Source organism: Paraburkholderia sp. PGU19, from assembly GCF_013426915.1.
In the GTDB taxonomy this organism is placed as follows: domain Bacteria; phylum Pseudomonadota; class Gammaproteobacteria; order Burkholderiales; family Burkholderiaceae; genus Paraburkholderia.
In genome coordinates this window covers 253,614-277,025 of record NZ_AP023180.1, presented here as the reverse complement: position 1 = coordinate 277,025, position 23,412 = coordinate 253,614, and the positions used below count along the sequence as shown (strand labels likewise).

The window sequence follows — 23,412 nt, the reverse complement described above, 5'->3', positions numbered from 1 at the left end:
ATGGACAAGACCACCACCAAGCCTGGCCGCATCGAACCGTACATCGGGCCTGCCGCCGGATGGGGCGCGTTGAAGTACGTCGCGATCAATCTCGTCAAGGAGAAGGTCGCCGGGGGCAAGTACAAGACGCTTTTCAAGCAGAACCAGCCGGATGGCTTCGACTGCCCGGGTTGCGCATGGCCGGACCGCCAGCACGCGTCGACCTTCGAATTCTGCGAAAACGGCGTGAAGGCCGTTGCGGCGGAAGCGACGAGCAAGCGCGTGACGCCTGCGTTCTTCGCGCAGCACACCGTCGACGAGTTGATGAAGCAGGACGACTACACGCTCGAACAGCATGGCCGCCTGACTGATCCGATGGTGTTCGATCCGCTGACGGACAAGTACCAGGCCATTTCGTGGGACGCCGCGTATCAACTGATCGCGAGGCATCTGAAAGGGCTCGACAGCCCGCATCGTGCCGCGTTCTATACGTCGGGCCGCGCGAGCAACGAAGCCGCGTTCGTGTATCAGCTGTTCGTGCGTATGTACGGCACGAACAACTTCCCCGATTGCTCGAACATGTGTCACGAGGCGACGAGCCGCGGCCTGCCGGCCACGGTCGGCATCGGCAAGGGCACGGTGTTGCTCGAAGACTTCGAGCACGCCGACACGCTGCTGATCTTCGGCCAGAACCCGGCGACGAACCATCCGCGCATGCTCAACGAACTGCGTGACGCCGCGAAACGCGGCGCGACCATCGTGTCGATCAACCCGTTGCGCGAGCGCGGCCTTGAACGGTTCGCGAGCCCGCAGCACGTGGCGGACATGTTGACGTCGGGTGTGCAGATTGCGTCGACGTTCATCCAGCCGAAGATCGGCGGCGACTTCGCGCTGATCAAGGGCGTGGCCAAGCGTGTGCTGGAACTCGACGACCTCGCTGTCGAACAGAACGCCGGGCGCGTGCTCGATGTCGCGTTCATCGAAGAGCACACCGCGAACTTCGAAGCGTTCGCCGCCGATCTGCGCGAGCAGAGCTGGGATGCGCTGGTCGAAGAATCGGGCGTGTCGCGCGAAGACATCGAGAACCTTGCGCGCATCTATGTGAACGGCAAGCGCGTGATTTCGACGTGGGGCATGGGCATCACGCAGCACAAGCATTCCGTGCCGACCGTGCACATGCTGTCGAACCTGATGTTGATGCGCGGCAATATCGGCCGGCTGGGCGCGGGCCTGTGCCCGGTGCGCGGCCACTCGAACGTGCAGGGCAACCGCACGGTCGGCATCGAGGAAAAGCCTTCCGATGCGTTTCTCGACCGGCTCGGCAAGGTATTCGATTTCGAGCCGCCGCGCGGGCACGGCTACGACGTGGTCGAGACGATCGAAGCGATGCTCGAAGGCCACGTGAAGGTGTTCATCGGGCTGGGCGGCAATTTCTCTATCGCGACGCCCGACACGCCGCGCACGTGGGACGCGCTGCGCGCCTGCGACCTGACTGTGCACATCACGACGAAGCTCAATCGCAGCCATCTCGTGCATGGCAAGGCAGCATTGATTCTGCCGACGCTCGGGCGCACCGAAATCGATTTGCAGAATGGCGTCGCGCAAGGTGTGACCGTTGAAGACTCGATGAGCATGGTTCACATGTCGTACGGGATGAACACACCTGCATCGGCCAATCTCGTGTCGGAGACGCGTATCGTTGCGCAGATCGCTGAGGCGACGCTTGGCAGCGCGAAGGTGGACTGGCTCGCTTACGCGAATGATTACGCGAAGATTCGCGATGCGATTGAGTGGTCGGTCGAAGGTTTTTACGAGTACAACAAGCGGGTCGAGCAGCCGGGCGGGTTTCATCTGCGGGTGGCTTCTCGTGAACGCGACTGGATGACGGGCACCGGGAAGGCGAACTTCGTGGTGCATCAGATTCAGCGCGATACGCCGATCCAACGCGCGCGGAAGTTGCACGGTGAACGTGCGATGACCTTGATGACGACGCGGTCACATGATCAGTACAACACGACTATCTATGCGCTTGATGATCGCTATCGCGGGGTTTATAACCAGCGGCGCGTGGTGTTTGCGAATGCTGCTGATATCGCGATGCTTGGATTCAAGGCTGGCGATTGGGTCGATATGGAAACCATCTGGGATGATGGGATCGAGCGGCGTGCTGAGCGGTTTTTGCTTGTCGAGTACGACATTCCGCGTGGGTGTCTCGGGGCTTATTATCCGGAGACTAATCCGCTTGTGCCGTTGAATAGCGTTGCTGATGTGTGTAATACGCCGACTTCGAAGTCGATTCCGGTGTTGTTGTCGGCGTCTGCTGCAACTGTGGCGCGGGCTGCTTGATGTAGGGTTTGTTGGTGTCTGCGACGCTATGAGGGTTTGCGCTTCCGCTGGCATTCGCGCTTTGACTTCGTGGTGCGGCTGGTTTGGTTTGCTCGTGTTTTCGCTGGCATCCGCGATTTGTTAGCGTGCTTCAGGCGTCGCCCCTGTGCGGGGCGGCACCTACTTTTCTTTGCCGCCGCAAAGAAAAGTAGGCAAAAGAAAGCGGCTCACACCGCCAGTTCTTGTGCTTGCCTGAGGGCCCCCAACCGATCTTACGCTTCACGCGGCAACGTCTCTGTTTGCGTTCGTTGCCAACGCTTCGAATGACCGCCTCACCCACTTCAAACACCCGAACAAGAGCTCGCGGCAGCGAATGGTATGTGCCGCCCAGGTGGCAAACTGTGTGTAGGTTGTCGCGTCGTATAGCGTGGCGCTCTTACATGGTGGAACGCGTGCGCCATCGGTCCGGAGTGAGGCGTGTGGAGCACAAGGGGCCTACACACAGTTTGCCACCTGGGCGGCGGTGGAATATCTGGCAAGGCGTGCTGCAACGCGGACATATGAAGCGGGTGAGGCGCGCCGCAAGAGCGCTGGTAACGGACATGGGTCACGTGATTGCCGTCTGAAGCGTAAGACCGGTTGGGGGCCCTCAGGCAAGAACTAGCGCTGGCGGTGTGAGCCGCTTTCTTTTGCCTACTTTTCTTTGCGGCGGCAAAGAAAAGTAGGTGCCGCCCCGCACAGGGGCGACGCGTGATGCACGCTAACAAAACGCGGATGCCAACAGCAAAAACAAGCAAACCAAACCGCGCCGCGAGACCACTAACCCTTAACTAACCGCCGAACCACTACCTCAACAGCAACATCCCCCTTAACCCATGTGGTTATACACAACTTGACGTATCGAAGGCGATGCTGGAATAGCAAAGCAGTCGGAAGGGGTTGTTAACGATGTGGATTTCGCGTTTACTCTCGGATTTTCGGCATGAAGATTCGAGACGACGCGGGGGCATGGGTGGACGAGGAATTCGAAACGCTGGATCTGGGTGATCCACGGCGAGACCGGCGCGCGAAGGAACTGGTCAAACGGTTTGCCAGCCGGCCGACGGCCAGTATCCCGGGCGCGTGCGAAGACTGGGCCGAGACGATGGCGGCCTATCGCTTTCTGGGCAATGAGCGCATCGACTGGCGCGACATGATGCAACCGCATTGGGATCGCACCACAGCGCGCATGGGGCAGTTGCCGGTGGTGCTGTGTATTGCCGATACGACGGAGCTGAACTTTAACGGTCAGGACATCGAGGGTGCCGGCCCGCTCAGCTATGAAGCACAGGTGGGCATGTACCTTCACGCGACCTACGCGGTAACGCCGGATCGCGAACCACTGGGCGTAATCAATTCGTGGATGTTTGCGCGCGAGCCACGCGATGCAAACGGCAGGCGTGGCGGCGTGAAAGAAAGTGTGCGATGGATAGAAAGCTACGAGATCGTCGCCGAACAGGCGGGCAGCCTGCCTGACACGCGGCTGGTGTACGTGGCCGATCGTGAAGGCGACATCGCGGCACTCATGCAGCGTGCGCAGGAACTGGGTGAACCGGCGGACTGGCTGATTCGCTCGCAGCACAATCGCGCCTTGAAGGACGAAGAAAAGCTGTGGGACAAGGTGCACGCGAGTCACACGCTTGGCCATATCAGCTTCGTGTTGCCCGGGCGCAGTGGCCAGAAGGCGCGTGAAGTGAAGCAGGAACTGCGTAGCCAGCGCATCACGCTGCCAGGGCGAGCCGGTATTACGCTTACCTGCATTGAGGCGTATGAGGTGGAAGCACCAGCGGGCGTAAAGCCCGTCATCTGGCGTCTTGTCACCAACCGCGAAGCGGGTGATACGGATGCGCTCACCGAACTCGTTGACTGGTACCGCGCGAGGTGGGAAATCGAGATGTTCTTCAATGTCCTGAAGAACGCCTGCCGGGTTGAGGCGCTGCAGCTCTCGCAGATGGAGCGGGTGGAGAAGGCACTTGCACTGTACATGGTCGTATCGTGGCGCATCGCACGGCTCATGCGTCTAGGCAGAACGTGTCCAGAGCTGGACGCATCACTGTTCTTTGCAGCTGACGAGATACATGGCGCTCACGTGCTCTCGAAAAAGCCACGCCCGAAAAAGACACCAACGCTCAACCAGATGATACGGATGATCGCGTCACTGGGCGGATTCCTCGGGCGTAAAAGCGACGGTGAACCGGGCGCGAAGACGCTGTGGATCGGCATGCAGCGGGTCATGGATGCGGTGATCACCATCCAGATCTTGCGCGACGGTTATGACACTTCTGTATAAGGAAATGCCCTTAACCACCGCCGAAGGCACTTCAAACTCAATCCACCCTTCATTAAACCCATCGATCATCTGCATCCGCGGCAGCGGATTATTCATCCCTTGCGAGCGAAACAACGGCTCCCACTCATCGCGGGGCACGGCCTGCATGCGCACAGGCCGATCAAGCGCATCCGCAAACGCAGCAGCAATCTCATCAGGCGTCACGCGCCGCGGCCCTTCAAGCTCGACAACCCGAACACCAGTCCATGCATCCCGAAGCAACTGCGCGGCAACGCGCCCAATATCATCCGTTGCAACCATCGGCACTGGCTTGTCGAGCGGTTGAAGAAAACTCGGAATCACGCCACTCGCCCGAGCCGGCTCAACATCCCATATAAAGTTCTCAAAGAACCACGCCGCACGCAGAAACACAACAGGCAAAGGCAGAGGGCCTAACTCCTGCTCCATAATCCCAAGCTGGTTCAGCAAATTCGGCTGTGTCGCCTGCGCGCCAATCGTCGACAGCACAACGACACGCCCCGGCCTGGCCTCGCTCAATGCACCGCGTAGCGCGGCAATATTCCTCCGCGACTCCGAAAAGTCCGGCGACGGATCGAACACAGGCGGCAGCAGCACGAAGACACCTTCCGCGCCTTCGAAGGCACGCCGCAACGCATCCCGATCATGCATCTCCGCGAGCGCCACTTCGCAGCCTCGCGCAGCCCAAGCCGCGCCCTTTTCCTCGCTGCGCACCACCGCGCGCACCTTCTCGCCCTGCCCGAGCAGCGTCGTCGCGACCACACCGCCGACCTGCCCCGTGATACCTGTAATTGCGTACATCCCTAAACTCCCGTTCAATGAGAAATTGCTTGCATCGGGATTGATTCTGGCCGCCGGCAGTGCTTTACACCATGACATGAGTGTCATTTGATTCATGACACAATGTCATTCATCTCAACAAGGAGCGCACCATGTCCTTCGACGAACGGATTCTCAACGGCATGGGTGTGCTGACGGCGATCGTCGAAAGCGGCAGCTTCGCGGGCGCAAGCGAACGGCTCGACATGTCGCAATCGGGCGTGAGCCGCTCGGTCGCGCGGCTGGAGACGCGGCTCGGCATCCGCCTGTTCGACCGCACCACGCGCACCGTCAAGCTCACCGACGAAGGCCTGCGTCTCTACGAACAGATCGTGCCGCTCATGGACGGCCTCGAAGAAGCGGCGGCATCGGCGGCAGGCGGCGCAACCGCCGTGCGCGGACGGCTACGCGTGAACGTCGATCCGTTCTTCTCGAAGATCGTGCTGAGCCCGCGCATCGGCGAATTCGTCGCGCGTTATCCGGAACTCAATCTCGACCTGATCACGCGCGACCAGCTCGGCGATATGATCGCCGACGGCTTCGACCTCGCCGTGCGTTTCGGCGAGCCGCGCCCGTCGACGCTCGTCGCGCGCCGGCTGCTGGACACGCGCATCGTGACGGCCGCGTCGCCAGGCTATCTGAAGAAGCACGGCCGCCCCCTCAAGCCCACCGATCTCGAACGCGAGCCGCACAACTGTATCCAGTACCGCGACCCGGAAACCGGACGCCCGTTCGTGTGGGAATTTCACCGGCCGCGCAAAAAAGTCATCATCGACGCGCGCGGCCGCCTCACGGTCAACGACGTCTCGACGATGCACGGTGCATGCCTCGCCGGTCACGGGATCGCGCAGATCATGGCGCTCGGCACGCAGCCGCTGTTCGACAGCGGCCGCCTCGTCGATCTCTTTCCCGACTGGCCCGACGAGCGCTTTCCGCTCTGCGCGCTCTACCCTTCGCGGCGTCATCCGTCCGCGAAGGTGCGCGCCTTTCTCGACTTCATCGTCAAGATTACCGGCTCGCCGCTCAACGACAAGCCGTGGTATTGACGTGGCGGATCACTTGCCGTTTTTCGCCCGCGCCTGCTCGGCGATCGCCTTGTAGTCGTAGGTTGGGTAGAAATCAGTGCTGTAACCGCCCCACGCAGTCTCCTCGATCGCGCGGTTCACTTCGCGCAGCCGGTTGGCGGGCACGCGCAGCGTCACGACCTGGCCTATCCCCATCATCACGTACCACGACACCACTTCGATGCCAGGCGGCGGAAACGCCTTGTAGAAGCCCTGCTCGGCCAGTTGCTGGTTGATCTTCGGCAGCGGCTTCGACTGGTCGTGCTTCAGGAAAATCGTCAGCAGGAACGTGCCGTCCCCCGCGGGCGCAGGCGGCGGCATCGTGCCGGCGTTGGTCTGCGCGGCGGCTGGCAGCGGGGCCAGCGCGGCAAGCGTCGTAGCGAAGACAACTCCAGCGATCCATTGGCGAACGGCGTGCATCGGCTTTCTCCTTGATTTTGTTGATGGACAGGCACACAGGGCTACAGAGGAAGGCACCGCTGCATTCATCATGCCACCGCCGCGCGCCATGCACATGACTGCGCGCGGCCATCGCGAGAACGCATTTAAGGGTAAAACATATGTTGCAATAATTATTTTCATGGCAACATTCGTAAACACGCTACGGATTCAACCAGAGGACCAGCAATGAACCGACTGACTTCGCTCGCACTCGCCCTGTGCGTCGCGGCGCCCTGCTTCACCGCAATGACGAACGCCACCGCGCAGGACGCGCCGCCGACGCTCGCCAAAGTCGAGGCCGCCAATCTGATCGCGATCGGCCATCGCGAGACGTCGGTGCCGTTCTCGTATGTCGATTCGAACAATCAGGTGATCGGCTTTTCGCAGGACTTGTGCAACCGGATCATCGACGCAGTGAAGGCCAAAACACACAAGCCGAATCTGCAGGTGCGCTTCATTCCCGTCACGTCGCAGAACCGCATTTCGCTGGTGCAGAACGGCACCGTCGATCTCGAATGCGGCGTGACGACCAATCTCACATCGCGTCAGAACCAGGTCGCGTTCGGCGATACGTTTTTCGTCGCGACCACGCGCCTGCTCACGCGCAAGGATTCGGGTGTCAAGGACTTTCCCGATCTGGCGGGCAAGACGGTCGTGACGAATCAGGGCACGACGTCAGAACGCATCCTGCGCAAGATGAACGAAGAGAAGAAGATGAACATGCAGATCATCAGCGCGAAGGACTACGGCGAAGGCCGCATGACGCTGGAGACGGGCCGCGCCGTCGCGTACATGATGGACGACGTGCTGCTCGCAGGCACGCGCACGCTGACGGCGAAGCCTGCCGACTGGGTGATCGTCGGCACGCCGCAATCGTCGGAAGCGTATGGCTTCATGCTGCGCAAGGGCGACCCGGCCTTCCTCAAGGTCGTCGACGACACGCTCGCGCAGGTCATGAAGAGTGGCGAGATCGACGCCATGTACGACCGGTGGTTCATGAAACCCGTGCCGCCCAAGAACATGAACTTCGACTTTCCGATGAGCGAGAACCTGCGCGCGCTCTACAAGAATCCGAACGACAAGGCATTCGAATAAGTCTTGCAGCCGAAGCCCACGCCGCCCTTCATTGCGCTTTCAGGGCGGCGCGGCAGCGCGACGGCTATTGAGCCGCGCGCATGCCGCCGGAGTAAAATCGAACGAACCGCAACTCGTGACGATCCGCTCCGGAGCCGCAATGAACCCGCCTTCGCCCAAAGAACAAAAGACGCGCTGGAAACCGTCGCCGACGCTGCTGAACGTCATGACCGCGCTCATCGGCATCGGTACGCTGGGCGCGGGGATCGGCTGGCTCGTCTATAGCTGGTATGTGGATCTCGAAGTGCCTTACTTCGCGATACCGCTCGTGATGTGCGTCCCTGTGATCGTCGCCGTTGCGTTCAGGAATATGTTCGACTGATTCGCGCGGCACGCACGGCGCCGCTCACAAATGGAAAGGCCCGCTTCGCGCGGGCCTTTCCGTGTCAACTGGCGTTACAGCGTGCTGACGCGCGTCACGCGGCCTTTGCGGGCGCAATGCCGTCGTCGAGCTCGCCGCCGAGCGCATCGACGATGCCGTCCAGCATCTTCGCCAGTTCGCCCGTCATCAGCGTGAAATCGGACTCGAACTGTTCGTCGTCGTTCTGCGCGGTCGGGTCGGCGGCTTCCTTGATGACGTCGAGCGGCGTCACGCGCTTGATGGTCAGCGACGGCGTCAGCACGAACGACACGCGGTCGTTCCACGTCATCGCCAGACGCATGCACTGCTTGCCCGCCTCGATATGACGGCGCATGTCGTCTGCTTCGAGCGCGTGGCCGACGTAGCGCACCGTCGCGTTGCCCTCTGCGGGCGAGCGCAGCTCGGTATCCTGGTCCAGCGTGAAATTGACGGGGCCGTCGCCCGCGAGCAACCAGTTGGTCATCGCCGAAACGGGCGCCTGCGCGACGCGCACGCTCATGATCGGCAAACGATCCACCGACTTGACCAGCAGTCCGAGCACATCGTCGCCCAGCGCCTGCGACGCGGAATCGATCGCGAGCCAGCCGTTGACGGTGTCGATCCACACGCGCGTATCGCGCTGGATGCTGAATGCGCGCGGCAGCAGTTCGTCGGTGACCTGCTCTTTCAGGTCGCGCATCTGCTTGCGGCCGGGCTTGAAACCCTGTTGCTCTTCGAGTTCGAGCGCGCGAGCCTTCGTCACCTGCGTGACGACGGAAGCGGGCAGCAGTTTCTTTTCCGCGCGGAACGTGAGCAGCATCTGCTTGTTGGTCGAGTAGACGAGCGTGCCGTCATTGCGCGGCGACGCCCAGCCCTGGCGCGTCGTCTCGACGCTGTTGGCCGGCTGGAACGCGTGCGGCTCGAGCCACTTTTCGATTTGCTCGGCGCTCACTTTCCACGGAGCGGGAAGACGGTGAAGCTGTAGATTCTTGAACCACATGGCGAGAACGGGCAAAGCGCGTCATTCTATATGACGATGGCGGCGCGGCGGATTTTCGTTGCGATTTTTCGCTTTCACCACGCCGCCATCCATGTCCGTTCAGACGATGCGCAATCAGCTCGCGATCCCCGCCTGCACCTTCGCGGCGACATCGGCGGGCACCCACGCCTTCCACATTTCCGAATGCGTGCGCAGGAACTGCGCGGCCATGGCCTGCGCATCCAGTTTCTTGACGCTCATGTCGAGAATCGTCGCGTTCAGGAAGTCCATCGGGAACTTGACCTTCGTGAACATCGTCATCAATTGCGGCTCGGCGTTGTAGAACGGCGTCGACGCGCCGACCGTCACGTGCGACACCATGTACGACGACGCGCATTGCTGCGTGCTGCTCTCGTTGCGCAGCGTCTGCCAGCATGCATCGTTGAACGCGGGCATTTTCAGTTCGGTCAGCTTGTACTTCGCCATCAGCGCAGCGGGACCCCAGTAATAGAACAGGATCGGCGCGCCGCGCGTGTAGGCCGATGCGATCGCGGCATCGAGCGCCGCGCCCGTGCCGGGGCGGAAGTTCGTGTACGCGTCATCCAGCTTGAGCACTTTCAGGAGCCGCGTGTTCACGCGCTCGCAATCCCAGCCGCTCGGGCAGTTCAGGAAGCGGCCCTTGTTCGGCTCTTCATCGTCGGTAAAGACGTTCTTGTACTTCGGCAGATCCGCCACCGACGCGAGCCCCGGCGCCGATGCCTTGATGCCGCGCGAGGGATCGCCCTTCACGACGTAGTCGGGCACGAACCAGCCCTCCTTCGTGCCGCCCGGCAGCGTATCGCCGACCAGTTTCACGCTGCCCGTCTCGACAGCCTTCGCGGTGATCTCGCTGCGTCCCGTCCATTGCTCGGCCCAGACCTGCACGTCGTTGTGCGCGAGCGCCGTTTCCGTCGCGGCCGTGCTGCCCGGCACGACGTCCGTCTTGCAGCCGTAGCCTTTCTCCAGAATCTGCCGCAGCACTTCCGTCGCGAACGCGCCGCTTTCCCACGTGATGCCCGCGAAGTGCACGGTCTTGCCCGCGCTGCACCAGCTTCCGGATTTCGCGGCGTTGCTATCGGCGGCATGCGCGTTGCCTGCTGTGAGTACGGTTGCTGCAGTGGCGACGGCGGCGAACAGAGCCGCGCGCTGCTTGATGGATCGAATCATCGAATGTCTCCTATGTCGATGGGAGTTGGCGCTTTAGCGCCTACTCCCATCCCATGCAGATTCATCTGCGGTCGATGGGAGTTGGCGCTTTAGCGCCTACTCCCGTCCCATGCAGATTTATCTGCGGGGAAGGCCTCAAATCTTGTTGTGATCGGCCGCGCGGATGACGCGACCCGCCGCGCCAGCGCAGAGCGCATGACATGGCATCGCGATTGTGCAGTCCGATTTTTTCGACGATGAAGCGATGTTTTTTGATGCCGGGTATGAGTCCCGCTCAACTTCGGGTTTCTACGGCCGGGTTTGCGCGAATGCTTCGCCGCAGCATACAGACAGGTTCAACGCGGCGGATAGCAGAAGGCGTAGTCTTCACAGCCCGGACAGCCCGGCGCAGGCGCTGGCGCACGGCCTTCAGCAAGCGCCAGTTCGCGCGCGAGGAACTTCTTCCAGCGGGTGTTATCCGTGTTGCGCGCGACGAGTTGCGGGTAGTGGCGCGTGAGGATCGCCGTGACGTCGTCGCGCCCGTCGAGTCCGAGATCGCGCCACAGGTGATCGGGACGCAGGCACGCAGTGGCGATGATCGTCGCGAGGCATTGCGCGTCGGCATCCGTCCCAGCGAGCGAGGACTCCTGACGCAGCAGGAAAGCGCGCAACGCATCGACGAAAGGCTGATGCGCGCTCGCGACAATGTGCTCGGGCACTGCATGCAGCGGCGCCGCGTCGCGGAAATGACGTGAGCGCAACGCGTCAAGCGCGGTGCGCGTCAAGCCGAGATGCAGCAGTTCGCCACTCGCGGCCTTCGCGCCGATCAGTCGCGCGAACATGATCGTATCGGCTGCGTTGCGGTGCGCCGCGTGATCGAGCAAGCGCGCGACTTCCGCGTCGCGTGCGTGATTCGACTCCGTTGTCATGTGGTCGCCTCCTGTTGCATCGATACCCGCATCAAGCATAGCGCAGCAACATCACGCCACCACCGCCGACACGCCGAACTTCTTGCGATACGCGCCCGGACTCGTCAACGCAATGCGCCGGAAATGCCGACGCAGCGATTCCTCGGACCCGAAGCCTGCCAGTTCCGCGACGCGCGACATCGGCAGGTCGGCGGGCGATTCCAGCAGTTCCCGCGCAACCGCCACACGCTCGCGAATCAACCATTCGTACGGCGCCATCCCCGTCGCGTCGCGAAACTGCCGTTGCAACGTGCGCGGACTCATCGCCGCCTGGTCCGCCAGCGACGCCAGCGTATGCGCGTGCGCGGGGTTGGCGCGCACGTAGTCCATCAGTCGCGCGAGACGGCCGCTGTCGTCCTGCGGCATCGGACGCGGCACGAACTGCGCCTGGCCGCCCTCGCGATGCGGCGGCACGACGAGCCGCTGCGCGACACGGTTCGCAATCGCGCTGCCGTAGTCGCGCCGCACGAGATGCAGCAGCATGTCGAGCCCCGCCGCCGATCCCGCCGACGTAATCACCTGCCCTTCGTCGACATACAGGGCATCGGGCTTCACGCGCAGTTGCGGATAGCGCTGTTGCAACTTGTCCGCGTATCGCCAGTGGGTCGTGACCGTCTTGCCGTCGAGCACGCCCGCCGCGGCCAGCACGAACACGCCCGAGCAGATCGAACAGACACGCGCGCCGCGCTCGACGGCCGCGCGGATTTTTTTCAGCAGCGGCTCGGGCGGACGCTCGTCGGGATCGCGCCAGCCGGGCACGACGATCGTCGACGCGCGATCGAGCATCCTGAGCGAATACGGCGCAGCAATGCTGATCCCGCCCGCCGCGCGAATCGGCCCCGGTTCGACCGCGCAGACGGCGAAGCGATACCACGTCACGCCGAGTTCCGGGCGCTCAAGCGCGAACAATTCGGTCACGCAACCGAATTCGAAAGTGCACAGGCGGTCGTAGACGAGCGCGGCGACGAGATGATCTTGCATGGCGTAATGTTACCGGAGATCGACGATTGCGCCAGTGAACATCTCCCATTTCGAACCGTCGTCTGGCATTCGCCAAGGCGTCGCGAGAACCGCAACTACAGAGCACATCCCCACACGCCTCCGACAGTTCCACCAGAACGCTCGGCATCAAACGCTGGCAGCGGTCGCGAGTTCGAAGCCTTCATCAACCCACCCGGTCACGCCTCCAACCATCACCTTCACGGGGCGGCCAAGTTGCGCCAACCGGATCGCACCACGCGTCGCGCCGTTGCAATGCGGACCGGCACAGTAGGTCACGAACAGGGTATCGGGCGGATAGCCAGCCAGTTTCGATGCCACGATCTTCCCATGCGGCAGGTTGATGGCACCCGGCACATGGCCTCGTGCGAACATCGCCGGGCTGCGTACGTCAAGCAACACGAAATCAATTGCGTTCGGGCCTTGGGCCAACGCCATATGAACATCGGCACAATCCGTTTCGAAGGCTAATGAAGCCGTGAAATGGGCTAATGCGGCAGCGCTCTCGGCTGCGGCGACAGCGGTTACAACTGACATCTCGTCACTCCTCGGGTATCGCAATGACATTCATTATCCGGTTGGACCGCGACATGCAACAGTGGCGCAAGCGTCGACTCCCGGTAACATCACGCCATCGATCCTTCTATGAGGAACTCGCAATCTGTGCCCGAACGTCGGCCGCCGCGGCCACCAAGCCAGTCGCCGGCGTAGGGAGGACACAGTCGATGATGAGCTGCGTGTATTGCGTGTGCTGCCAGTATTCGAACTGCGATTCGCACATACTGCCGAACCTATCATCGCCATACTGACTAGCGCATAAGCGAGGCGCCATGCGGCTCATCGCATAGCGACGCGGCGCCGCCTCGTTGACCACCGATATATCCGTCCGTATATTTTGGAACACCGTCTCATGTAACAGGGTTCAGATTGCGATGTCGAAGGAAAGCATCGACTCCCATATGCTCAGAGTCCTCCATACGCTGCTCACGGAATCGAGCGTATCGCGCGCCGCCTCACTGCTTGGCCAGTCTCAGCCTACGGTCAGCCTGGCGCTTCGCCGACTGCGCGAACTGACGGGCGATCCCCTACTCGTGCGTAGCGGCAGCCGCATGGTGCCGACCAGTCACGCACTGACGCTGATCGCCCCTGCCGCACAGGCGTTGAGCCACATCGACGCCATTCTTCACCCGAATACCGCGTTCGATCCCGCGACGACTACCGGCACCTTTCGCATCGGCACACCGGACTACCTCGACGTGTCGTTCGTGCCCGCCGTCATCGATGCTTTCCACTCGGCGGCACCCAATGCGAAGCTCGAATTCAAGCATCTGATGATGATCGACGGTGGTTACGAGAATGGACTGGAAACGGGATTGCTCGACCTCGTGATCGGCAACTGGAAAACGCCGCCCGGGCATCTGCACCTGCAGCCTTTATGTCAGGACGAACTGGTTTGTCTCATGCGCAACGATCATCCCATCGTGCGCGGCAAGCTGACGAGAGCGGCCTATGAAAGCGCGGAACATCTGGCCGTAACGACCGTCAATACGACCGCATGGGGCACCATCGATATCGAACTGGCGCGCAACGGCCTGTCGCGCACGGTCACGACAACACTACCCTACTTCGGCATGGCACCCTATGTGCTGGTCCGTTCTGATCTACTCTTCACGACGACTCGTACGCTCGCCAGCCATTACGCGAGTGTCCTTCCTTTACGGATCGAACCGATACCCGGCGGCGCAACTGCGCTCACGTACTATCAGCTTTGGCATGATCGTGTGCATCGATGCGATGCGGCTGTCTGGTTGCGTCGGCTAGTCGTGAATGTGGCAAGGACGCTCTCTGCCTGAACTGCGCGAAAATCCAGAATGAGATCCCGCGTTCCAAACCCGCAACGGGAAAAAGCGCCGCAAGCAAAGCTTGCGGCGCAAGGACGGCCCCGTTTGCATGCCCGCGTGACAGGCCGCGAGCATGCAGCCGGAATGCCGTGACGCTGGTCGGTCGATCGGAAGCGGCGTTGTTGTAGTTGAAATGCGGGTTGGCGTGACGATCGGCGTTCGCGCCGTGGCTCGTTTCAAACGGACGCGGCCATCATCGCCTTGATCAGCTCCGCTTTCGCTGTCGTTGCTTCGCCCAGCAATGCAAAGCCGAGAAGCCGGCGATCACGCGGGTCTTCACAAACAGCCCGCATTCTGTCTGGCGAGACACCGTCTGCGTTTTCGAGCGACCATTCACCTGCCTCAACGGGCGGCACGATAATGGTCGGCGCCGCGGGCACTTTCACGGTGATCGGCATCACGGGAAAATCGACCCGCGTCGGTTCGGCGGTTAGTGTGCGAGCCAGCGCCCGCGCCGCGTGCATGATCGGCAGCACATAGGGCTGCACTTTGCCGTCAATTGCCGCGCAGTCTCCTAACGCATAGATATTGGCGACACTCGTTCGACACCATGCGTCCGTGCGGATACCGTTTTCGATCGCGAGACCCGCATCGGCTGCCAGCGCAGTTCGAGGTGCAAGGCCGATCGCCGACACCACAAGGTCTGCGGCAAGTCGCTCGCCATCGGAACAGCTCAGCTGGTAACCCTGTTCCGATCGCGTGATCGCAGTGACGCTCGTGCCGAGGTGCGCTCGAACGCCGTGCCGTTCGAGCGCCGCGGCGAGCGCCGCGCCCACGGGCTCAGGAACGAGACGCGAGAGCGGCGCAGCGGCAGGATCGATTAGCGAAACCCGATAACCGGCCAATGCGAGGTCATTCGCAAACTCGCATCCGATCAGGCCAGCGCCGAGAATCGCGACAGACCGCGCGCACTGCAGCCGCTCCCTGAACCGCACGTAATCGGCGAGGCTGTTGACCGAAAGCACGTCGGACGCGCCATCGCCCTGCATGGGAACGCGACGCGCGTCCGCACCGATCGCGAGGACGAGCCGTGCGTACGGAAGCGGCTCCCCGTCGACGACAATCCCGCGGCTATCCGGCGCGATCCGCTCCACGCTGCGATGCGTGAGAACGCGGGCGTTTAATTGCGTCGCCATCGCGCTCGCATCGAACAGAGCCAACTCCGTTGGCTGCTTCTTCATCGCAAGCGCATTCGAAAGCGTGGGCTTCGAATAGAAGCAGCCATCGCTTTCACTGATCAGCACGATCGGCACGTTTGCGTCGAGCTTGCGCACTTCACGCGCAACCGTGTAACCGGCCAGTCCCGTTCCGACGATGACGATTGCGTCAGTAGTCTCCATAGCGGACGTCTTCATGCTGTCACCAACTGCATGTCGAAATCCTGCTTTCCGGTACCGCAATCCGGGCACACCCAGTCTTGCGGCACATCCTCCCAGCGCGTACCGGCCGCAATGCCAGCGTCCGGTATACCGAGCGCTTCATCGTAGCGAAACCCGCAGATCACGCATTCCCAGATCTTCATGATGTCTCTTCCTGGTTTTCCATCAGCGCACGTAAGCCTGTCCCAACCCAATCTCCGACAATGCGCGGCGATACACGCCGGATGAGCGATCAGCGAGGATCGGCGCCTCTGCCGTCCGGTCGATCGGGAGATCTTCTGGCCGTTGAAGTTCGACGATCGCACGGTCCTCTTCGAACACCTGCCGGTTGAACTCGTAGACATCGTCGAGCGGCAAATCGGTATCGAAGTTTCTGGCAATCGGCACGAACAACCGCGTCTTGCGCGCGGACACGGGGCTAGCAGCATTCAGGATGGAAAGGCGCCCATTCTCCGGAAAGTGCACGGTCAAGCGGGCAAAGAACGGTACATCGACTTCGAATACGCGTCGCCACAAAAAGCCTTCTGGCGCGCGATGCTGCATCGACTTCGGAAAATTGCTCACGGTACTGACGTACTCGGCGTGCATGCCACGCTCACGCCGCTCGACCGAATATTGCGGCACCACCGGGTTGTGCCGGTCGGCGAAGCTGCCGTGATGAATCCAGGCGAAGTGAGCGACGTCGATAAAGCCTTCCGTTTGCCGGCCCGCTGACGCATTGATGTCGATCGAAGGTGGCAGTATCTGTTGAAACCCTGCGGTGTTCCATGCGGGAAAATCGGGCAGTGGCTGCGCACCGCCGCCCAGCGAGACCCATATGAGTCCGTAGGCCTCTTGCGTTGCATAAGTCGTGAGGTGCAAACGCTCAGGTATCGATCCTTCCGATTGAGACGGGATGAACTTGCATTTGCCGTCGCCGCCATAAGCGAGACCGTGATACGGGCAAACGATCTGGCCGTTCTCTACCCAGCCGCGGCTCAACGGCGCGCCGCGATGCGGGCAGATGTCGCGTGCCGCGACGGCCTGTCCGTTCGAACGAAATATCACGAGCGGTTCGTCGAGCAACGTCACGGCAAGCGGCTTGTCGCCAAGGTCTGAACTGAAAGCGACGGGATGCCAGTATTGGGCGAGGATGTTCCAGTCGTGGGGATCGAAGGTACAGTCACGCGGCAAGTTGGGGAAGCGCTGAAACGTCAGCAGTGATGCGTTAGGCGTCGCCATGCATGTCTCCTTGTTCTCGGAAGCTTTCGCAGTCTTGTGAACGACAACTGCGTGGAGACAACGATAGCTGCGCGACGCGGGCCGGCCAATCCGCAGACGGACATTGACTTCATGTCGAACAGGTAATGATCTGCGTTACTACGACATTGATGTCGAGCGGGCCGACTTCTCCAGCGGCGTGCTCATGACGCTGTCCCATTCGCAGGTCCGCCGCGTCGCCAACTGTGTTCACTTGCTACTTCTGCAAAGATTGGAGAAGTCTCGTGAGATTCTGCGGCTCAACGTGAATCATCCCACCTCTCGGACTGTCGATGTCCGCGATGAGGGCAAGCGATAGAGCAATCGTCACCGGGAGGATCGCGATGAGCAGGCTCCTGCTGAGACTGCCTTTCGCACCATAGCCCTGAACTGCACAACCAAGCAGGCCAATCACTATCATCAGGACCCAGGTTCCTATCGGAATCCGGTTGATCAATGCGGCCTCGGAATAGTCCTGAGCGTTGAGCACGTCATTCATGCCTGTGACGACCGTCGCGCCAATGGGATTTGGCTTATCCTTGCCAACCTGCGTGGCCAGGCGCCATAGCTCAGATTCGGACTCCGCCGTGTCTCGCTCGATGCGGGCAATTTCCTGTGGGTCCCGCGTTCGAAAATGCGCGAGCCTCAATTGCGTGAAATGAACCAATGCATTCTTTATCTGGGTACTGACGGGTGGGTCAGCCAGATCCGCCCTTGCGTATTCGGTGCCAATCGCATTGGCTTCATTTTCTTCGAGATTCTTGCGCTGATCGTAACGGTTGACCGCCATCGAAAGGCTAAAACCAATGAGCAACGCAAGTAAAGTCAGAGTCGCACCCTGCACCACGTTAAAGTCGTCCCGGTCTTCGTCCCGTAGTATCAACAGGCGACGTTGAATAAGTGCCCCAATCGCAGCGGCCGCAATAAAGAGCACGACAAGGACAAGGAACAGAACCGACGGGTGATCGACGAACGCTGCCATAGCAGTTCTCCAACGAATGGTGCCGGCGTTGTGTGTAGACCAAGGCGACGACCTCCCGGCTGTCGAATACCGTCAAACGCCGCATCCAGCCAGTGCTTTGTCCATGAATCGCCCATCAGTCACCGCCAACGGCAACTGACCCCGCCACCACGAACATCTGAACCAGGGACATGTGGTGGCCGGATGACGCATCGATCACAAAGACCGAGTCGTGAAGCGCATTCTCGATATCGAAGGCGCCATGTAACCAGGCACGCAAGGCAGCCTCCGACGTGACGACGACGTTGCTGCGCTTCAGTTCATCAGTCGTCGTTACGTCGGGCATCTCGGGTACGATGTTCGGATCGAAACCGTCCATCGTAGGGTGGAAAAAACCCCACGTATCGTCTTCGATCAACAGCACATAGAACTCCGGCAGTGCCATCAGTTCTGCTGTAGTCAGCGAGCCTTCGATTCGCGCCTGTAGCAGATTCAGGGCGTCAACCGCAGAGAGGCGTTTTCGTGCGGCCGAAAGCGGGCCATCGTCGAGGTCCAGTTCGCCAATCAGTCCGGCTTCAATCGCTTTTCGGGTCGCAACGGCAACGCTGAGTGCCAGGGGATGACCGACGCTGAACTCGATCTTGAAATTGCAGATTGCGCACATTTCCACACCTCAAGGCGTGACAATGTTGAAGTAGAAATCGAAGTTGTCCAGCCACGAGATGAATTCGCCAAGCTTCTGGCTATTGCCGTCGACCTTCGCGCCACCCGACATCACAAGCTTTTGCATTGAAGTCGAGCCGAGCATCACGTTGTTCAGATCCGCGCGGGTCATCGTTATTGACGCGTCAGCATTGTTGGCTGTCTTGCCTTTCGAATAGTGAATCGCGCTGTTCTCTACGCCGACGACATAATTTTCCTTGGTGTCAGTCAGTGTGAGATTGAGAAGCACGGTCTTGCCTGCTGCGCGGTCCCCGTTCAAACGAATGCCCTGATAGTCGAGAAACATCTCGAGCGGCATGGCGCGAATCGTATCGGGACTTGCAGGCGCTGGAGCAGGCACCTTCTTGATGCCGTCGCGTAGTTCCATCGCACCCGTCAGATAGAAATTGCGCCACGGTGCCGACTCCGACTGATAGCCGAGTTGCTCGTAGGCATCAGCCAGCAGCTGTTTCGCTGCAGTATTCTGCGGGTTGCTGAATACGACATGATTGACGACCTCGGCGACCCAACGGTACTCACCCTTGTCGTAATATGCCTGCGCCTTGCTTAAAACTGCTGCGGGGCCGCCCATGAATTCCACGTAGCGCTTGCCATTCTCAACAGGAGGCAACTGGTGCAGATTTGCGGGCACGCCATCGAAAAATCCCAGACGCAGGTTGTACTGCGCCACGACATCGTGATAGACCGTGCCATAGTAGCTTCTGCAATACCAGTGTTTCGCGAGACTGTCCGGTAGCCGGATAGTCTCGCCGATTTCTCGGGGTGTGTATCCGGTGTTCGCGAGACGCATGGTCTGGTCGTGCAGATATCGGTACATGTCGCGCTGCGCACTGAGGAATGCAACGATGCGCTCGTTGCCCCAGGTCGGCCAGTAATGCGACGCAAACAATACCTGCGCATCGCCGCCGAACATGTCGATCGATGCTTGCAGGTATTTGGACCAGAGCAGCGCATCCCGTACCTTGGCACCGCGCAGCGTATATAAATTGTGCAACGTGTGCGTAGCGTCTTCCGCCGCGCAGAAAGCCTTGAACTTCGGCAGATAAAACATGAATTCGGACGGTGCCTCCGACTCTGGCGCCATCAGCACGGTGATGTCGACACCGTCGAGCGTCATGGTCTGTCCGGTCTTTTCCGCGAACGTCGTCGGCGTGATCATGGAGATGGTGCCGACCGACGTAGTCTTGCCCAGTCCGCCATCGATGCCGCCTGTGGGGCTACGCGGCAGGAGCGACCCGTACATATAGCTCGCCCGCCGTCCCATCGCATTGCCGGCAATGATGTTTTCGCCCACCGCCGCCTCAGTAAAGCCGACGGGCGCCACGATTTTTACCTTGCCGGCCTTCACATCGTCTTCGCTGACAATGCCGCGCACGCCACCGTAATGGTCCACGTGGCTATGCGTATAGATGACGTGCGTGATGGGCTTGTCGCCCAGATGAGGAATGACCAGTTCCTTCCAGACAGTCGATGCGACCTCTGCGGTGACAAACGGGTCAACGACGATGTAGCCCTGGTTGCCGCGAATAATGCTCATCACGGACAGGTCGTAACCGCGCACCTGCCAGATGCCATCCACCACCTGAAAGAGTCCGTGGTGCATGTTGAGCTTGGCATTACGCCAGAGACTCGGATTGACCGTGGGCGGGGAGTTGTTTTCCGGGCCTCCGGTGATGAACGCAAACTGCTGCAGGTTCCAGGCGGGATAGTCACCTGTCCCCTTGATGATGACGGGCTCAGGTAGCGTCGCGATCAGCCCACGGCTGGCATCCTCGAAATCCTGCGCGTCAGCGAAGGAAAGAAACTCCGCATATTGCCGGTTTATATCAAGCGTTGCGCGTGTCGCGGGTTTGCTGGCCGCGCTGGTCGTACGGACAGCGGCGGTTTGCGCTAACGTTTCTCCAACGACGCCTGACAATCCGGTTGCGGCTCCCGCAACTGCCACGTTTTTCAGAAACGCTCTCCGCGCGCCGGGTTCTGCAGGTTCTTTCGGATCAGACATGCCGACCTCCGTTCCTCGTATGGTGCTGTGCACAACCACTGGAGTCCACATGGCAACAGGAAAGGCTGTTGCAGTGGCAATTAGTCCGGCAGACGAGTTCCAACAAACCGGCGGCTCCCTCCATGCCCAAGATTGAGTCGCTGGATGGACCGTCCATACACGTTGCCGACGATGATTTTCTGCTGTATTAGCTTAATAATCGCGTGCCAGTTTAGGTATTGGCCTTTGGTCCAATAGCCGGGAGGTCCGGTCACCGGATAGGACGCGTCGGATATGGCTCAACCGCCATGGACCGGAAATATTCGGTGCTATTCTGGAGTTTTTGTGGTGCACGCTTTCCGGACGCACTAGCGTTGGGAATTGGCTTGCGCGTAACGCATCAGGCAAATAAAGGTGCGCGCAAAATGCCGGTAACGCAGACTATGGCGCCCGGCCGCCGGCCGCCTCGCGCTGCAAAGTGCATCGCGCGCACTTCACGCGACGATCGGCGATGTCGATCGTGATCCTGCGAAACCGATACAGGAGGACAGCGCGAGCTGTTTGGAATCGCTGGCGCGCTACGTATGTTGGAAAGAACCTGATATGTCGGCTTTCAGCGACCGACCATGTCGTGCTCCCGATTCAACCTTCTGTCGCAATGCTCTGCGAAGCGACATAGTGGTAACCATCGCGTGCCTGCCCATTATCCTGTTCGCTGACGGCACCGACCTCTGTCAGTGTTTCCACCGTCGCACGACGATTGGAGACGAGCGTCCACGTCCATCGATGTGTGTCCATGTCGTCCGCAGATTGCGTCTCGAGCAACGCTGCAAGCAACTGCTCCCGAGGTGGTGAGACGATCAGGAAGCCTTCGTTGGAAACCGAGGCCCTGTCGATGCGCAACCGTTCGCAAATTGCGCGCTTGGCGTCTACCTCATCCTCGTCGGCGCGCCGGATCTGTTCAATCGATTCGCGCGTCGCGGAATCGAGGGGGATGCCGGAGATCATGAATGGCGTCGATACCTGCCATGCGTCGGATGGACAGAGTTTGTATCCCTGCGTGAAGTGAACAAACGGATTGATCTCTGCCGGGTAAATGCGGCATACGAGTGGTCGGTCTTCATAGATGCCGCAGCGCATGTCATCACCCAGATTGGGGCACGCGCCGGCGAACGACGCCGCGAGCGTGACGGACATTCTGATCGGCAAGGTGCCGCTGCTAGCAGCGAACGTCCGTTTCCGCCTGTATGCGGCAAATGCATTTGTCACATCGGGCTCTACCGGCCACGGAATCGCTTCGCACAAAACGTCCACATGGCCGCCACGCTCCAGCCACTGCCTGGCCTCGGCAAGCGTGACGGGTACGCGGAGATCATGGCAGCACTTGCCGCACATGACACACTGGAAATTGATATCGTCCAACAGAAGTCCTTGCGTGATTCGACCGGCGGGTATCGGGAACCCCGTTACCGGATCTGGAACAACGTCCCTCACGGAGGTTACGACAGTTTGCGTCGATGTTATGGCGGGAACTGAGCCATCTAACGCGTGCTATTCGACGGATGCGCGCGAACCTGAGCGGCCATTCATCTGTTGCCATCGACGCTGCTGCAATGCCTGTCAATTCACCATTCGTGGCTGACCAACCCATCCCGTTCGAGTTTCCCGCACTGCGTCGCGGTTAAACGTGACATAGCGCGAGATCGATCACTCATCCACGGCGTCATGCAGGTGGCTTGCAAGGTAGTCGATCAGCGCTCGCACCTTCGACGGAAGGAAGCGGTTAGGCGGATACAGCAGCCAGACGGGCCCCATGTAAGAGCGCGCCTCGAATTCCCAGTCGGCGAGCACCTGAACGAGGCCGCCTTGCTGTAGCACCTCTGCAGCAGCGAAGTCGGGCAAGCCCGCAATGCCCAGATCCTGCAACGCAGCCTCAAGACGGGCACCCGCATGGTTGGCGATATAGCGCCCTCTTACTTCCAGCGACTGCGTCTCCGCGCCGCGCCGGAAATGCCATCGATTGTCGTCAACCGTTTCTCCGAGATACAGGCATTCGTGCCGGCTGAGATCGCGTGGCACGACGGGCGTCCCGTGCATCTCGAGATAAGCGGGCGACGCGCATAGCCGCCATTTCACGGTTCCGAGACGCCGGGCGGCCAGGCCCAATGGAGGCGAACGGGTCAGGCGGATCACCATATCGACATCATCACGCAGCGGATCGACTTCGCGGTCGGAGAAGATCAACTGGACGTCCACGTCCGGCAAGCTACGCAGGAACCCGGGGATCAGCGGATGGATGACGGACTTGGCGAATGCAACCGGTGCGCTGATGCTGACCTTGCCACGCGGCTCGCCGACCACTTGCCCGGCGACATCGACTGCACCGGACGCCGCACCCACCATGTCGCGGCAATACTGGTAGACCTGCGCGCCCGAATCCGTGACCCGGACGCTGCGCGTCGACCGCTCCAGCAGGCGCGTGCCCAGCGCTTCTTCAAGGCGCTTGATCTGCCGGCTTACCGTCGACGGCGTGCTGCCCAGCTGGCGCGCGGCCTCCGAAAAGTTGCCAGCGTCGACGACGCGGGCAAAAGTCGCCATGTCCGGTAACAAAGCAAAAAGCTCATTGGGATTCATTTGTCGCGCTCAAA

General features: G+C 60.7%; 21 protein-coding genes and 1 pseudogene. 6 read left to right on the top strand and 16 right to left on the bottom strand.

The window, feature by feature from the left end:
* Together H1204_RS18860 and H1204_RS18855 are read left to right on the top strand one after the other, a co-directional pair.
* Positions 1 to 2,325, top strand: a complete 2,325-nt coding sequence (locus H1204_RS18860; protein ID WP_180732229.1) for an FdhF/YdeP family oxidoreductase — start codon at positions 1 to 3, stop codon at positions 2,323 to 2,325.
* 1,012 nt (positions 2,326 to 3,337) lie between these two features.
* Positions 3,338 to 4,633, top strand: coding sequence for an IS4 family transposase (locus H1204_RS18855; RefSeq protein WP_243468804.1), 1,296 nt, complete (start codon positions 3,338 to 3,340; stop codon positions 4,631 to 4,633).
* Between the two features lie 6 nt (positions 4,634 to 4,639).
* Here H1204_RS18855 and H1204_RS18850 read toward each other — a convergent pair.
* Positions 4,640 to 5,452, bottom strand: a pseudogene (locus H1204_RS18850) (NmrA family NAD(P)-binding protein); the annotation flags it as partial.
* Positions 5,453 to 5,583: 131 nt separating this feature from the next.
* Here H1204_RS18850 and H1204_RS18845 point away from each other — a divergent pair.
* Positions 5,584 to 6,516 (top strand): LysR family transcriptional regulator, encoded by a 933-nt coding sequence (locus H1204_RS18845; RefSeq protein ID WP_180732227.1) that lies wholly within the window; start codon positions 5,584 to 5,586, stop codon positions 6,514 to 6,516.
* Positions 6,517 to 6,525: 9 nt separating this feature from the next.
* Here the strand turns inward: H1204_RS18845 and H1204_RS18840 are convergent, their stop codons facing one another.
* Positions 6,526 to 6,954, bottom strand: coding sequence for a hypothetical protein (locus tag H1204_RS18840; RefSeq protein WP_180732226.1), 429 nt, complete (start codon positions 6,952 to 6,954; stop codon positions 6,526 to 6,528).
* A gap of 207 nt (positions 6,955 to 7,161) precedes the next feature.
* On the opposite strand from H1204_RS18840, the gene H1204_RS18835 reads away from it, so the two are divergent.
* Both H1204_RS18835 and H1204_RS18830 read left to right on the top strand, forming a co-directional pair.
* On the top strand, positions 7,162 to 8,070 hold the full coding sequence (locus tag H1204_RS18835) for a glutamate/aspartate ABC transporter substrate-binding protein (protein WP_180732225.1): 909 nt from the start codon (positions 7,162 to 7,164) through the stop codon (positions 8,068 to 8,070).
* A 139-nt stretch (positions 8,071 to 8,209) separates the two neighbouring features.
* Positions 8,210 to 8,431: a hypothetical protein gene (locus H1204_RS18830; protein WP_036001337.1), complete on the top strand. Its 222-nt coding sequence runs from the start codon at positions 8,210 to 8,212 to the stop codon at positions 8,429 to 8,431.
* A 94-nt stretch (positions 8,432 to 8,525) separates the two neighbouring features.
* Here H1204_RS18830 and H1204_RS18825 read toward each other — a convergent pair whose 3' ends face one another.
* The 5 genes from H1204_RS18825 to H1204_RS18805 form a co-directional block, all read right to left on the bottom strand.
* Positions 8,526 to 9,449, bottom strand: coding sequence for a recombination-associated protein RdgC (locus tag H1204_RS18825; protein WP_180732224.1), 924 nt, complete (start codon positions 9,447 to 9,449; stop codon positions 8,526 to 8,528).
* A gap of 114 nt (positions 9,450 to 9,563) precedes the next feature.
* Positions 9,564 to 10,634 carry an ABC transporter substrate-binding protein gene (locus tag H1204_RS18820; RefSeq protein ID WP_180732223.1) on the bottom strand — a complete coding sequence of 357 codons (1,071 nt, stop codon included), beginning with the start codon at positions 10,632 to 10,634 and terminating at the stop codon, positions 9,564 to 9,566.
* 335 nt (positions 10,635 to 10,969) lie between these two features.
* On the bottom strand, positions 10,970 to 11,542 hold the full coding sequence (locus tag H1204_RS18815) for a nitrogen fixation protein NifQ (RefSeq protein ID WP_180732222.1): 573 nt from the start codon (positions 11,540 to 11,542) through the stop codon (positions 10,970 to 10,972).
* A gap of 51 nt (positions 11,543 to 11,593) precedes the next feature.
* Positions 11,594 to 12,562 (bottom strand): transcriptional regulator FtrA, encoded by a 969-nt coding sequence (ftrA, locus tag H1204_RS18810; protein WP_180732221.1) that lies wholly within the window; start codon positions 12,560 to 12,562, stop codon positions 11,594 to 11,596.
* A gap of 147 nt (positions 12,563 to 12,709) precedes the next feature.
* Positions 12,710 to 13,117: a rhodanese-like domain-containing protein gene (locus H1204_RS18805; RefSeq protein WP_180732220.1), complete on the bottom strand. Its 408-nt coding sequence runs from the start codon at positions 13,115 to 13,117 to the stop codon at positions 12,710 to 12,712.
* A gap of 389 nt (positions 13,118 to 13,506) precedes the next feature.
* On the opposite strand from H1204_RS18805, the gene H1204_RS18800 reads away from it, so the two are divergent.
* The gene (locus tag H1204_RS18800) at positions 13,507 to 14,433 is read left to right on the top strand and encodes a LysR family transcriptional regulator (protein ID WP_180733216.1); all 927 of its coding nucleotides are present in this window, start codon (positions 13,507 to 13,509) and stop codon (positions 14,431 to 14,433) included.
* Positions 14,434 to 14,657: 224 nt separating this feature from the next.
* On the opposite strand, the gene H1204_RS18795 is transcribed toward H1204_RS18800, so the two are convergent.
* From H1204_RS18795 to H1204_RS18760, 9 genes are all read right to left on the bottom strand, one after another.
* A complete protein-coding gene (locus H1204_RS18795) occupies positions 14,658 to 15,836 on the bottom strand; it encodes an FAD-dependent oxidoreductase (protein WP_180732219.1) in 1,179 nt (392 codons plus the stop codon).
* On the bottom strand, positions 15,833 to 16,003 hold the full coding sequence (locus tag H1204_RS18790) for a rubredoxin (RefSeq protein ID WP_180732218.1): 171 nt from the start codon (positions 16,001 to 16,003) through the stop codon (positions 15,833 to 15,835). Before H1204_RS18790 ends, H1204_RS18795 begins: the two co-directional genes overlap by 4 nt.
* A 22-nt stretch (positions 16,004 to 16,025) precedes the next feature.
* Positions 16,026 to 17,081: an aromatic ring-hydroxylating dioxygenase subunit alpha gene (locus H1204_RS18785; RefSeq protein WP_180732217.1), complete on the bottom strand. Its 1,056-nt coding sequence runs from the start codon at positions 17,079 to 17,081 to the stop codon at positions 16,026 to 16,028.
* 109 nt (positions 17,082 to 17,190) lie between these two features.
* Positions 17,191 to 17,313, bottom strand: a complete 123-nt coding sequence (locus tag H1204_RS52655; protein WP_274608228.1) for a hypothetical protein — start codon at positions 17,311 to 17,313, stop codon at positions 17,191 to 17,193.
* Positions 17,314 to 17,316: 3 nt separating this feature from the next.
* On the bottom strand, positions 17,317 to 18,081 hold the full coding sequence (locus tag H1204_RS18780; protein WP_180732216.1) for a hypothetical protein: 765 nt from the start codon (positions 18,079 to 18,081) through the stop codon (positions 17,317 to 17,319).
* 115 nt (positions 18,082 to 18,196) lie between these two features.
* A complete protein-coding gene (locus tag H1204_RS18775) occupies positions 18,197 to 18,724 on the bottom strand; it encodes a hypothetical protein (RefSeq protein WP_180732215.1) in 528 nt (175 codons plus the stop codon).
* A 9-nt stretch (positions 18,725 to 18,733) separates the two neighbouring features.
* Entirely contained in the window at positions 18,734 to 20,785 is a 2,052-nt protein-coding gene (locus tag H1204_RS18770; protein ID WP_180732214.1) for an alkyl sulfatase dimerization domain-containing protein, read from the bottom strand.
* Positions 20,786 to 21,406: 621 nt separating this feature from the next.
* Positions 21,407 to 22,186 (bottom strand): YkgJ family cysteine cluster protein, encoded by a 780-nt coding sequence (locus tag H1204_RS18765; RefSeq protein WP_180732213.1) that lies wholly within the window; start codon positions 22,184 to 22,186, stop codon positions 21,407 to 21,409.
* A 285-nt stretch (positions 22,187 to 22,471) separates the two neighbouring features.
* Complete coding sequence (locus tag H1204_RS18760) at positions 22,472 to 23,398, bottom strand: LysR family transcriptional regulator (RefSeq protein WP_180732212.1); 927 nt, start codon at positions 23,396 to 23,398, stop codon at positions 22,472 to 22,474.
* Positions 23,399 to 23,412 lie beyond the last annotated feature (14 nt).

What these genes read in the sequence shown, in the direction of transcription:
- ftrA (WP_180732221.1), bottom strand. Translation starts at nt 12,562, where the DNA reads ATGCAAGATCATCTCGTCGCCGCGCTCGTCTACGACCGCCTGTGCACT.
- H1204_RS18805 (WP_180732220.1), bottom strand. Translation starts at nt 13,117, where the DNA reads ATGTCAGTTGTAACCGCTGTCGCCGCAGCCGAGAGCGCTGCCGCATTA.
- H1204_RS18780 (WP_180732216.1), bottom strand. Translation starts at nt 18,081, where the DNA reads ATGGCAGCGTTCGTCGATCACCCGTCGGTTCTGTTCCTTGTCCTTGTC.
- H1204_RS18835 (WP_180732225.1), top strand. Translation starts at nt 7,162, where the DNA reads ATGAACCGACTGACTTCGCTCGCACTCGCCCTGTGCGTCGCGGCGCCC.
- H1204_RS18760 (WP_180732212.1), bottom strand. Translation starts at nt 23,398, where the DNA reads ATGAATCCCAATGAGCTTTTTGCTTTGTTACCGGACATGGCGACTTTT.
- H1204_RS18820 (WP_180732223.1), bottom strand. Translation starts at nt 10,634, where the DNA reads ATGATTCGATCCATCAAGCAGCGCGCGGCTCTGTTCGCCGCCGTCGCC.
- H1204_RS18790 (WP_180732218.1), bottom strand. Translation starts at nt 16,003, where the DNA reads ATGAAGATCTGGGAATGCGTGATCTGCGGGTTTCGCTACGATGAAGCG.
- H1204_RS18830 (WP_036001337.1), top strand. Translation starts at nt 8,210, where the DNA reads ATGAACCCGCCTTCGCCCAAAGAACAAAAGACGCGCTGGAAACCGTCG.
- H1204_RS18860 (WP_180732229.1), top strand. Translation starts at nt 1, where the DNA reads ATGGACAAGACCACCACCAAGCCTGGCCGCATCGAACCGTACATCGGG.
- H1204_RS18825 (WP_180732224.1), bottom strand. Translation starts at nt 9,449, where the DNA reads ATGTGGTTCAAGAATCTACAGCTTCACCGTCTTCCCGCTCCGTGGAAA.
- H1204_RS18845 (WP_180732227.1), top strand. Translation starts at nt 5,584, where the DNA reads ATGTCCTTCGACGAACGGATTCTCAACGGCATGGGTGTGCTGACGGCG.
- H1204_RS18775 (WP_180732215.1), bottom strand. Translation starts at nt 18,724, where the DNA reads ATGTGCGCAATCTGCAATTTCAAGATCGAGTTCAGCGTCGGTCATCCC.
- H1204_RS18795 (WP_180732219.1), bottom strand. Translation starts at nt 15,836, where the DNA reads ATGAAGACGTCCGCTATGGAGACTACTGACGCAATCGTCATCGTCGGA.
- H1204_RS18770 (WP_180732214.1), bottom strand. Translation starts at nt 20,785, where the DNA reads ATGTCTGATCCGAAAGAACCTGCAGAACCCGGCGCGCGGAGAGCGTTT.
- H1204_RS18785 (WP_180732217.1), bottom strand. Translation starts at nt 17,081, where the DNA reads ATGGCGACGCCTAACGCATCACTGCTGACGTTTCAGCGCTTCCCCAAC.
- H1204_RS18815 (WP_180732222.1), bottom strand. Translation starts at nt 11,542, where the DNA reads ATGACAACGGAGTCGAATCACGCACGCGACGCGGAAGTCGCGCGCTTG.
- H1204_RS18840 (WP_180732226.1), bottom strand. Translation starts at nt 6,954, where the DNA reads ATGCACGCCGTTCGCCAATGGATCGCTGGAGTTGTCTTCGCTACGACG.